Here is a 10901-nt window from a genome sequence, read left to right on the forward strand (position 1 = left end):
AAGTTCATTCTTGACTCGGTAGAAGATTCCGGTTATATTTAAATTAGTGCATTGTATTAATGCATAAATTAGATACATAGCGAAATAAAAAGAATTTGCAAAGGTGGTTATTTTACATGCATTGCAGATTCAATTCTGAATGGACAAACAAAATGAACTTTCAATTTCAGCATCATCAGAATTTACAAAGGTAACAGTTGAATCAACAGAATTATTAGAAACAGACATATCAGAAATTGCTCACGTTATCGCAACTTGGATATACCGAGATATTATTAACACAAATATGTATATTGTAGAACAAACAAATTAAATTTTTATATGAACAAAAATAATAATGCAGTCGGGTATGTTCGATGCTCGACTGATTTACAGGAAGACAGTCCAGAACAGCAGAAGAAAGAAATACTTTCCTTTGCCGAACAGAAGGGTTACAACTTAACTGAATGGTATGTTGATTTCGGAAAGTCGGGAACAACATTTGAGCAACGTCTTGAGTTTCAGCGATTGAAAAGGTGTGTTGAGAACAAGCCATCATTTTCAGTAGTAATTTGTTACGATGAATCACGTTGGGGACGCGCAATTGATTCAGAAGAGAACACATATGAGCGTGTATATTTTAAGAAACATGGGGTAAACGTTTTGTTGGTGAAAACGTCGATTGACCCTCAGCATGAATTTGCTCCTATGTTGAAAGCTTTTGAAGGAGTGCAAGCATCGCAATACAGTAAAAAACTTTCAGAGTTAACATTGCGAGGCGCGAAGAATAATGGTATTTATTCAAGTGGAGGAACCGCGCCTTATGGTTATAAGCGCGTTGCAGTCAATACTAAAAATCAGATTGAGCGGGAACTTAATGATGGTGATCACTGTGTGAGAGGTCAAGAAAAAGTAAAATGGGTACTTGGGAATTCACAAGAAGTCGAAGTAGTCAAGAGAATTTTCGATTTACGAAAAAATGGGAAAGCCTATATTACTATTGTTGATACACTGAACAAGGAAGGAATATCTTGTCCTAAAAGAGGTAGGTGGAGAAACAAAGATCAAAAATGGAGCATCAACAGTGTGAAAAGTATTTTAGAAAATCCAGTATACTATGGCGCGAGAGTATATAATAAAAATTCAATGAGTAAAATTATAGCATATCAAAAAAACAATAACACACTTTCGGATACAAAATACCCGCACTGGAAAAATAGTCCGAGTGAATGGATAATTACAGAAAGCGCACACGACGCAATAATTGAGAAAGAATTATTCGAAAGGGTAAACAAACTCTCCGAGAATAATTGTGGGGAAAAGAAAATCAACATTCGTCATAATAGTCCTTACTTATTATCAAGCCTTATCTTCTGTTCGCATTGCGGCTTTCCGTTTCAGGGACAATCAAACAAAGCAAAAAATAAAAACTACTTCAAGTATATTGACAGCGGATATCACAATAAACGAGTCTGCGCTTATTTGGGATTACCGAAAGAACAGATGGAAAATTTCGCTATCAATTCAATAAAAGAAATGCTTGCAGAGAATAATTTTATTTCAAAAATTGAATCTTCTTTACAAAACTTACTGGATGAAAAACCAAGGGATGCTGAAAAAGAAAAAGAATACCTTCAGAATCAATTGCACGATGTAAATCAAAAGATCGCGAAATGGGTTGTTGCTTTTGAAGAATTGGAACAACTTGAATCAGCAGCATCAAGGATTAAAGAATTAGAAACAGAAAAAAAGAATATCCAAGAAAAGATTGAATCTTTGCAACAATCTGAGACGGAACAAAATTACAAAAACATTAGAGAAGTCGTGATAAAATGGTTCGAGAGTTTTGAAGCAAACTTTGAAAGGGCAACAATCATAGAGAAAAAAGACTTAATTCACAAACTCGTCGAGAAAATTATTGTGAACAGAAATGAGAATGAAGTTCAATTTTTTGTTAGGCGTGTCCCTCTCGTCCAACAAAATGTGGCGAATTTATACAAAAAAGAAAATGTACTTACAGAAGTTGTAAGTACCTATAGTAGCGGGGACAGGATTTGAACCTGCAACCTTTGGGTTATGAGCCCAACGAGCTACCAATTGCTCCACCCCGCGGTGTTCCAAATTTTGAGGGCAAAAAGTACTAAATTTTCACTACAACGCATAGAGAATTTCATTTATTTTTTTTTTGAAGATATTCAGAAGGAATCAATTGAGAATTAATCTGTATCTCTGCACCAAACACGGCACCAAGTTTATTCATTTTCAAATCATCAACGTCGTATGTGCCTCCTTCGATGAACGCATTTTCTCCTTCCTCAACAAATATTCCGAAGCGACTTGCTATTTCTATTGATTCAAATGTATATGAGAGAAACGCTGATGCAAAAAAATGTTGCAACTTATCTCTATTATCTACTTTCGGCGATAGAAAATAACGAGGAAGATTTTCAAATCGTTTCTGAAATTCTTCTTCCGTTTCAAAGGTAAGAGGAAAGGGAAATTTTAAATTGAAAACCGGAAGTTGAAAATATATCACGCGGTGGTCGTTTGTTGCAAGCGTGGAAAGTAAAAGCGCGAGAGAAAGGTTTTTGTTTGTCAAAATTTTCGCGCGGACAAAAATTGAATCAACGGAAGCAAGTTCTCCGTTCGTTTTTTTTATTTGCAGGAATTTGTCGCTTCGAATAAAACCTTTTAGACGAAGTTCTGCTTCAAAAAATTTTGGAGGAAAAAGTGGAAACAGTTTTTCGAGAAATGGTGGTTCGTTGGTTTGTTGGTTTGTTCGTTTGCTCGTTTGTTCGTTTTGTGAATAAGAAAAAGAGCAAAGAGAAAGAAAGAGAATGGAAAGTGAGAAAATTCTTTTTACATAAATTTTCAATGTAAAATGTTCAATATAAAATGTAAAATTGCGCTCTTGAACCCTCAACCACTTGCTCACTCGAATCTACACTTGCATTACGCCCGTATTAAACTTCGCCATCTCTGCATTACAGTTCGCCATCGCAATTCCGCGAGAAATAATAGTGCGTGTTTCAACCGGGTCAATAATTCCGTCAACGACTAATCGCGCCGCTGAATACATTGGCTCCATTTCTTTTTCATAGCGTTCAGAGATTTCTTTCAGCATTTGTTTTTGCTCTACTTCCGGAACTTCTTTTCCTTTCGCTTTCATTTGCGCAACACGAATATGTAGCAACGTCTCGCTCGATTGTTTCGCTCCCATCACTGCAATTTGTGAATTGGGCCACGCAAAAATCAATCGCGGGTCGTACGCTTTGCCGCACATTGCATAATTTCCCGCGCCAAAACTATTGCCGACAATAAATGTCAATTTCGGAACAACTGAATTCGCAACGGCATTCACCATCTTCGCACCATCTTTGATAATTCCCGCTTGTTCGCTTCGTGTTCCCACCATAAATCCGGTAACGTCTTGTAAAAACACAAGCGGAATTTTTTTCTGATTGCAATTCATAATAAATCGCGCGCCTTTATCTGCGCTATCATTGTAAATCACGCCACCTACTTGCATTTCGCCTTTTTTCGATTTCACAACCGCGCGCTGATTTGCAACAATGCCAACGCTCCATCCATCAACACGCGCGTATGCAGTAATCAATGATTTTCCATAATCACTCTTGTATTCATCAATTTCAGAATTATCAACGAAACGTGAAATAATTTGATACATATCGTATGGTTTCGCGTGGTCTTCGGGAATGATGCCGTAGATTTCTTTTGCATCAAACTTTGGCAAAGCAGATTCAACTCTATCAAAATTTGCTGAAAGATTTTTTCCAAGTTTAGAAATTATAGAACGAATTTTTTCCAAACACTCGTCATCATTTTTCATTTTATGGTCAGTAACTCCGCTGATTTCACTATGCATCGCTGCGCCGCCAAGTTCTTCGATATCCGCATTTTCGCCAATCGCCGCTTTCACTAACGCTGGTCCTGCAAGAAAAACGCTTCCTGTTTTTTCGACAATCAAAATTTCGTCGCTCATAATCGGGAGATATGCGCCGCCTGCAACACACGGTCCCATTATCGCGGCGATTTGTGTAATTCCCATCGCACTCATCACCGCGTTGTTGCGAAAAATTCTTCCGAAGTGTTCTTTGTCGGGAAAAATTTCCGATTGCATTGGAAGAAAAACTCCCGCGCTATCAACTAAATACACAATCGGTAAACGATTTTCCATCGAGATTTCCTGCGCGCGAAGATTTTTTTTGCACGTCATTGGAAACCACGCGCCTGCTTTTACTGTCGCATCATTTGCAACAATCACAACATCGCGGTTGTGAATTTTTCCAATCCCGAATACTGTTCCCGAAGAAACTGCGCCGCCGTATTCTTGATACATTCCTTCTGCGGCAAACATTCCGATTTCAAGAAATGAACTTCCTTTGTCGAGCAATTTTTGAATCCGTTCCCGCGCGTGAAGTTTTCCTTTATCATGCAATTTTTCAATCGCAGATTTTCCTCCGCCAAGTTTTGTTGCGTTTTCTTTCTCTCGAAGCGCGAGTAAAAGTTTGAGCATTGCTTCTTCATTCTTTTTAAATGAAGTGTCGCGTTTTATTTCTGTGCCGATGTGCATTGAGAATAAATTTAAATCTTATGTTTACGCAAAAATATTTTTCGCAATCACCATCTTCTGCACCTCACTTGTTCCTTCGCCAATTGTCATCAGTTTTGCATCGCGATAAAATTTTTCGACAGGAAAATCTTTGAGAAAACCATAGCCGCCATGAATTTGCACTGCTTCATTAGCGGCGCGGCAACACGTTTCACTTGCAAAATATTTTGCAATTGCGGCTTCTTTGTTCACATTTTTTCCGTCCATTTTCATCATTGCGGCGCGGTATGTGAGCAATCTCGCAGCGTCGGTTTCCACTTGCATATCGGCGAGTTTCCATTGAATTGCCTGAAAATCGCCGAGCATTTTTCCGAATTGCGAACGCTCTTTTGCGTATTTAATACTTGCTTCTAAACACGCTTGCGCAATACCAACGGAAAGAGCAGCGATTCCTATTCTTCCTCCGTCCAGCGTAACCAATGCTTGCTTAAATCCATCGCCTTCTTCGCCAAGACGATTTGTAACGGGAACACGAACATTTTCCAGAATCAGTTGTGCGGTGTCGCTTGCGCGAAAACCAAGTTTGTTTTCTTTTCTTCCGATAGAAAATCCGGGTGTATTTTTTTCTACAATAACAGCAGTGTGTTTTTTCTTTCCACTTGCATCCGTTCCCATCGTCATAATGACAAACGTTTCTGCATACGAAGCATTGGTGATAAAATTTTTACTTCCGTTGAGAATGTAAAAATCACCGTCGCGTGTGAAAGTTGTTTTCATTCCGCCCGCATCGCTTCCGCTCGATGGTTCGGTTAATCCCCACGCGCCGATTTTTTTCCCGCTTGCTAAATCGGGAACATATTTTTTTCGTTGTTCTTCATTTGCAAATGTGTATAAATGTGAAAGACATAAACTATGATGCGCGGCGGAAATAAGCGCAACGGATGGGTCAATTCTTGCAAGTTCTTCAATGATGAGCGCAAAATCAAGCATCGAAAGTTCGGCGCCGCCGTATTTTGCGGGAATCATAGCTCCCATAAATCCCAGTTCTCCCATTTTGTACACAATGTCGAGAGGAAATTCCTGCGCTTCATCCCATTTCATAACATTGGGTTTGATTTCTTTTTCAGCGAATTCGCGTGCCGTTTGTTGAATCATTCGTTGACTTTCGGTGAGTTCAAAATGTAATTGTGTTGTATTGGACATAGAAGGAAATTTATTGTGTAATAATTGTAAGTGAAAAAAAAATGCAATCTCTCCGAAAGAAACGTTCTTGTTTCCGTTTAAAAAAAAGCGTGAAAATATAGGGAAAGGTATGAGAGGGAAAAAGTAAAACGTGATGGAAAAATGCTTACATCATCGCTTCTGATGTGAAATGTTCGAATATTTTTTCAATGGTTCAACACATTCCTTCCAACGTGTTTCACAACAAAACAAAGGACCTGCATAGTTACTGCATCTTTTCCGCTGAACTGATTTCGCGTAAGACATCGCGTTTGGTAAATGCGGATTTCTTCATCACCGTACGAACAATTCCATCCAATTGTTCGCGCATTTCTTCATCCATCTCCAGCGATGTTAATACGATAATTGGAATTTCACGTGTGAGTGGATTCAGTTTCAATTCGTGCGCAACCTCAAATCCCGAAATATCCGGCAACATCATATCGAGGAGAATCACATCGGGTTTTTTGGTTTCCGATTGTTGTATTCCTTCTTTTCCCGTTGAAGTTTTCAATACAGAAATTCCTTCGCTTGAAAGCATAACATCGATAAGTTCAGTAAAATTATCATCGTCATCAATAACAAGTACCGTTGGAATATGAACACCGTTCGCCGCAATATCTAACATCGCACGTTTTACGCTTGTGAGCAATTCTTCTTTCTCAATCGGTTTTACAAAATAATCCGATGCTCCTAAACTGAACCCAAGTTTTTTCTGGTCAACAACAGATACAATAATGATGGGAATTTGTTTTGTTACCGGATGCTCTTTCAGTTCTTTCATTACGCTCCATCCGTTTTTCATGGGAAGCAAAATGTCGAGCGTAATAATATCCGGCGTAAATAGTTTTGCTTTTTCAATTGCCTCAAGTCCGTTGCGCGCAATTTCAATCTGAAATCCTGCGCTTGATAAATAATTTTGCAACAATTGAATTGCATACTCGGAATCTTCAACAATCAATGCAAGCGGTTGTCGTTGCAAATGTTCTATCTGAAATTTCGAAAAATGTTCGTGCAGTAATTGACTCAATAATTTTTCGTCTTCTTTCTGAATTGTTTCATCAATGCTGACAATGATGGGAATGTGAAAAATAAATTCCGTGTACGCGTCTTGTTCACTTTCAATCCAAATTGTTCCGCCGTGAAGTTCTACAAGTCGTTTTGTTATTGCAAGTCCAAGCCCTGTTCCCGATTGTGCGCTTGCAAGTTGATGGAACGGCTTAAAAAGTTGAACCGCTTCTTCGCGAGAAATACTTTTCCCTTCATTGCGCACGGAACATTGGATATCATTTTCGACGCGCTGAATTGTAACAGTCACGGTTGAATGTTCTGCAGAAAATTTGATTGCATTTTCTGTAAGATTCACGAGGATCTGTTGAAAGCGTGTTTGGTCAACGGTGATTAACTCAACATCATTATGCACATTGAAATGCACGTCAATATTTTTTTCCGAAAGTTTTGGGAGAAGGATGCTTTGCAACGTGTCAGTAAATATCGTTATCGGATATGTTGCAAGATGAAGTTCGAGTGTTCCTGCTTCAATTTTCGAAATGTCGAGAATGTCGCTGATGAGATGTTGCAAATGATTTCCACTGATAGTAATGTTGCGCATAAATTCCTGAATTTGCTGCGGTTCAAGAATGGAAAGTTCGTTGGCAATAAGATTGGAAAATTCGACAATCGAAGCAAGCGGCGCGCGCAAATCGTGACTGAACATTGCGAGAAATCGTTTCAATGTTGCGTTTGCTTCGACAGTTTTTTTTGCTTCGCGTTCCACGTTTATTTTTTGCACCATCACTTCTTCGAGCAACCGTTTGCGGCTCATTCCAGCGGCAAGGTCGTTCGTAATTACGCTGAGCAAATTGAGTTCGTGATTCACATATTCAACATCTTTGAACGAGAACGCTTCCAACACGCCGAACAATTCACTTTGTACAACGAGCGGAAGAATAATGAGCGTTTTCAAATTCAGTTTTTCCACATCGCTCAAGAAATGTTTTGTCAATGTTCCGAATAACAATTCATCGGTAATGATTGGCTTTTTTGTAAGCGCAACTTGTTGAACTAAAGTTGATTTGGAGTTGGAGAGTAATGGAGTGTTGGAGTTTTCTTTCGTCGTGTTGAGCGCAGCGTCAGCGAAGTCGAAACATTCTTCGATGAGTAATGATTGATGAAAAGAAATTTCTGTTTGCGTCTGTGAAAGTTGCGGCGCAGTGAGATGAAGCATTTCGCTGCGTTCATCATAACGATATATACAAACAAACGTTTCTGGAATTTCTAAAAAGTTTGCGATGTGTTTTCCCGCCTCAACGCACAAATCTTCGATTGTTTCCGCCGAGTTTATTGCTTTGGAAATTTCAAGCAGCGATTCCTTTTGCTTGCGCTGTCGTTGCTCTTCCGTTACATCGTGAAAGAACACAACAATTCCATTTTCCATTGGAAAAATTCTCACGTCAAAAAACGCATCGAACCGTTCGTCTTTGTAAGCAGAAGTTACGCGCTGAAACGTTTTTGCTTCCATTGCCGCGCGATATTTTTCTCCGAGTTCTGTATCGTTTGCGTTGGGAAAAATTTGAAACACATTTTTTCCGAGAACGTTATTGCGCAAAAATCCTGTTCCGTCTTCTGCGGCTTTGTTCCAATACGTGAAACAAAATTGTTCATCGAGCGCAAAAAATCCGTCGGTGATTCCTTCGAGAATGTGTTTGTATTCTTGAAGAAGATTCGTGGAGTTGTAGAGTGGAGAATGAATCATAATGCGTAATTGAAATTTTTCAAAACCATAAATGGTTTCACTATCAAAAAAAGAATCATAAATGATTCTATCCCGATTCATCGGGATTTCTTCGTATAGCATAATCATTTATGGTTATGCATTTTTGCGGACAAAATTTATTGAATAAGTAGTAGATGTTCTTCTGAAAATTTATATCTTAAAAAAAATTATGATTGAGTTTATATTTGGGAAAGTACCGTAATTCTCCCATCGTGGCAACTTCTGTATATTTGCAACACAAAAATTTTCTTTCATTATGAAAATCATACCTCACGGATACGAATACACCATCTTTGTGCATGAAACAGAAGAAGGTGGATTTATCGCTGATATTCCTTCGCTTCCCGGTTGTATGTCGCAAAGAGAAACGCTCGAAGAAACTATCGCGTTTGCGAAAGAAGCAACAGACATATATCTACAAGCGCTTCTTAAGAGAAAAAAACTTCTCTAATTCATTCTTTCTTCGCAATGAACATTCTCACTATTTCCTCTCTCAATATCCCTTCCCTTCTTCCGTATCGCACACTTCGTCGTCCCGAAGAACATTTGAAGCAAAATATTTTTGTTGCCGAAGGAGAAAAAGTTGTGCGGCGATTACTCGAAAGCGAACTCGAAGTTGTTTCCGTTTTACTTACACCGGAATGGTTGGAAATCTACAAGCCGATTTTAGAAAAGAGAAAAGAATTTTCGCTCGAAATTTTTCTTGCTGAAAAAAAACTTCTCAATGAGATTGTCGGATTTCAACTTCATCAAGGAATAATGGCAATGGCAAACGTTCCGCAAACATTTTCGCTGGAAGAAACCGCAAGAAAATTTCCTTCGCCATTTTTATTTGTAGCGCTTGATGGAGTTGCAAATGCAGAAAATATGGGAGTGATTGTGCGCAATTGTTCGGCGTTTGGCGTTGATGGTATTCTTGTTGGCGAAACATCGTGTTCACCGTATTTGCGTCGTGCAGTGAGAAATTCGATGGGAACAATTTTCAAAATGCGCATCATTCATTCAAGAAATCTTGCAAGCGATTTGCAATTTCTTTCAAACAATTTTCAAACAGCAATAATTGCTGCACATCCACATAAGAGTTCTCAAAATCTTCAAGGTTTTACAAACCTTGAAAAGTTGAACATCTGCATTGTTTTCGGAAACGAAGGTACTGGAATTTCACAAAACATTCTCGATATTTGTGCCGAAAAAATTATTATTCCAATGATGAATGAAACGGATTCCATCAATGTTGCAAGCGCAGTAGCGGTCATATTGTGGGAAATACGACAAAGGTTTGGAATGGTGAAGTAGAAGAGAGAGAAGAAATAATTTTCTCATAGAGTTTACTCGGCAACGCCATTTCAAAATAAAACAAATGTTCTTCATGCAATTGAAATCTATCAAAAAAACTTCTGCAAATAACCTCACAATGACGTGGAGTGATGAGCACGTAAGTAAGTTCGATACAAATTATTTACGCGAACATTGTCCTTGCGCAAGTTGCCAAGGAGAAACCGTGCTGTTTCAAACATACGTTCCCGAAAAAAAAGAATTACTTCCCGAACATAATGTAGTAAAAGCGATTTCTCCTGTTGGAAATTATGCCATAAAAATTCTCTGGGGCGATGGACACGATTCCGGTTTGTACACGTTTGAATATCTGAGAAAATTGTGTACGTGTAATGATTGTAGGAAAAACGGATTCTGAAACAACTACTATATATTCAATAAATGACATACGATATACTTATTGTAGGAAGCGGACCTTCGTGAATAAGCACCGCGGTGGAAGCAAAAAATGCTGTGTTTCTTTCGTACAGAAAAGAAACATTTTCCAAAATGAATGAAGTGAACGAAAAAATTTTGAGAACATTATTTTTAGAAAAAAAAGTAACGCCACTGATTCCTTCAAACATTAAAGAACTGCAAGATGCGAACGAAAAAGTAATTGTTCAATTTTACGAACGCGATGTCGTAGAAGTAGATAAAGTAATTTTTCAAATCGGCGGAACGACTCCCGAACATTTTCTGAAAGCCATCGGTATTGAGTATGCAAACGGCGACGTGATTATCAACGATAAATTTGAAACGAATATTCCTGGATTGTATTTAGCGGGGGATTTGGTTGCAAATAAAAAAGGAACGATTATCAAAGCATTCAATACGGGAAAGAAAATTGTGCACGAGGGAATTTGCGAAGATTATTTGGAGTGTGCATTGCCTACGTAAACATTCGGTGCTCGTTTTTCACAACTCTCTCAATTTCTTCCGTCAATTTTTCCCAATCAACATAGAGCCAACTCAAATCTTCGGTGAGTTTTTTGTATTCTGCTGAAATGGATTTTACTTGTTCACCATTAGAATAAA

9 protein-coding genes and 1 tRNA gene are annotated in these 10901 nt (G+C 38.4%); 5 read left to right on the plus strand and 5 right to left on the minus strand.

The genetic code is table 11. The annotated features are described in order from the left end of the window. Positions 1–321 precede the first annotated feature (321 nt). Positions 322–2037: a hypothetical protein gene (locus FJ218_09590; protein MBM4167152.1), complete on the plus strand. Its 1716-nt coding sequence runs from the start codon at positions 322–324 to the stop codon at positions 2035–2037. Here the strand turns inward: FJ218_09590 and FJ218_09595 are convergent. The 5 genes from FJ218_09595 to FJ218_09615 all read right to left on the minus strand — a co-directional run bounded on the left by FJ218_09595 (position 2016) and on the right by FJ218_09615 (position 8636). Next, a tRNA-Met gene (locus FJ218_09595) sits at positions 2016–2091 on the minus strand. The genes FJ218_09590 and FJ218_09595 overlap by 22 nt on opposite strands. Positions 2092–2149: 58 nt before the next feature. Further along, positions 2150–2902: a hypothetical protein gene (locus FJ218_09600; GenBank protein ID MBM4167153.1), complete on the minus strand. Its 753-nt coding sequence runs from the start codon at positions 2900–2902 to the stop codon at positions 2150–2152. Positions 2903–2920: 18 nt separating this feature from the next. Then, positions 2921–4573 (minus strand): acyl-CoA carboxylase subunit beta, encoded by a 1653-nt coding sequence (locus FJ218_09605; protein ID MBM4167154.1) that lies wholly within the window; start codon positions 4571–4573, stop codon positions 2921–2923. Positions 4574–4597: 24 nt separating this feature from the next. Beyond that, positions 4598–5755 carry an acyl-CoA dehydrogenase gene (locus FJ218_09610; GenBank protein MBM4167155.1) on the minus strand — a complete coding sequence of 386 codons (1158 nt, stop codon included), beginning with the start codon at positions 5753–5755 and terminating at the stop codon, positions 4598–4600. Positions 5756–5999: 244 nt separating this feature from the next. Next, entirely contained in the window at positions 6000–8636 is a 2637-nt protein-coding gene (locus FJ218_09615; protein MBM4167156.1) for a response regulator, read from the minus strand. A gap of 169 nt (positions 8637–8805) precedes the next feature. Here FJ218_09615 and FJ218_09620 point away from each other — a divergent pair, with 169 nt between their 5' ends. The 4 genes from FJ218_09620 to FJ218_09635 all read left to right on the plus strand — a co-directional run bounded on the left by FJ218_09620 (position 8806) and on the right by FJ218_09635 (position 10763). Further along, positions 8806–9000, plus strand: a complete 195-nt coding sequence (locus FJ218_09620; protein ID MBM4167157.1) for a type II toxin-antitoxin system HicB family antitoxin — start codon at positions 8806–8808, stop codon at positions 8998–9000. Between the two features lie 17 nt (positions 9001–9017). Continuing rightward, positions 9018–9845: an RNA methyltransferase gene (locus FJ218_09625; GenBank protein ID MBM4167158.1), complete on the plus strand. Its 828-nt coding sequence runs from the start codon at positions 9018–9020 to the stop codon at positions 9843–9845. 64 nt (positions 9846–9909) lie between these two features. Continuing rightward, the gene (locus FJ218_09630) at positions 9910–10242 is read left to right on the plus strand and encodes a DUF971 domain-containing protein (protein MBM4167159.1); all 333 of its coding nucleotides are present in this window, start codon (positions 9910–9912) and stop codon (positions 10240–10242) included. Between the two features lie 77 nt (positions 10243–10319). Continuing rightward, positions 10320–10763, plus strand: coding sequence for an NAD(P)/FAD-dependent oxidoreductase (locus FJ218_09635; GenBank protein ID MBM4167160.1), 444 nt, complete (start codon positions 10320–10322; stop codon positions 10761–10763). The last annotated feature ends 138 nt before the right edge of the window (positions 10764–10901 follow it).

The sequence above is a fragment of the Ignavibacteria bacterium genome (assembly GCA_016873775.1).
GTDB lineage: Bacteria > Bacteroidota > Ignavibacteria > UBA10030 > F1-140-MAGs086 > JAGXRH01.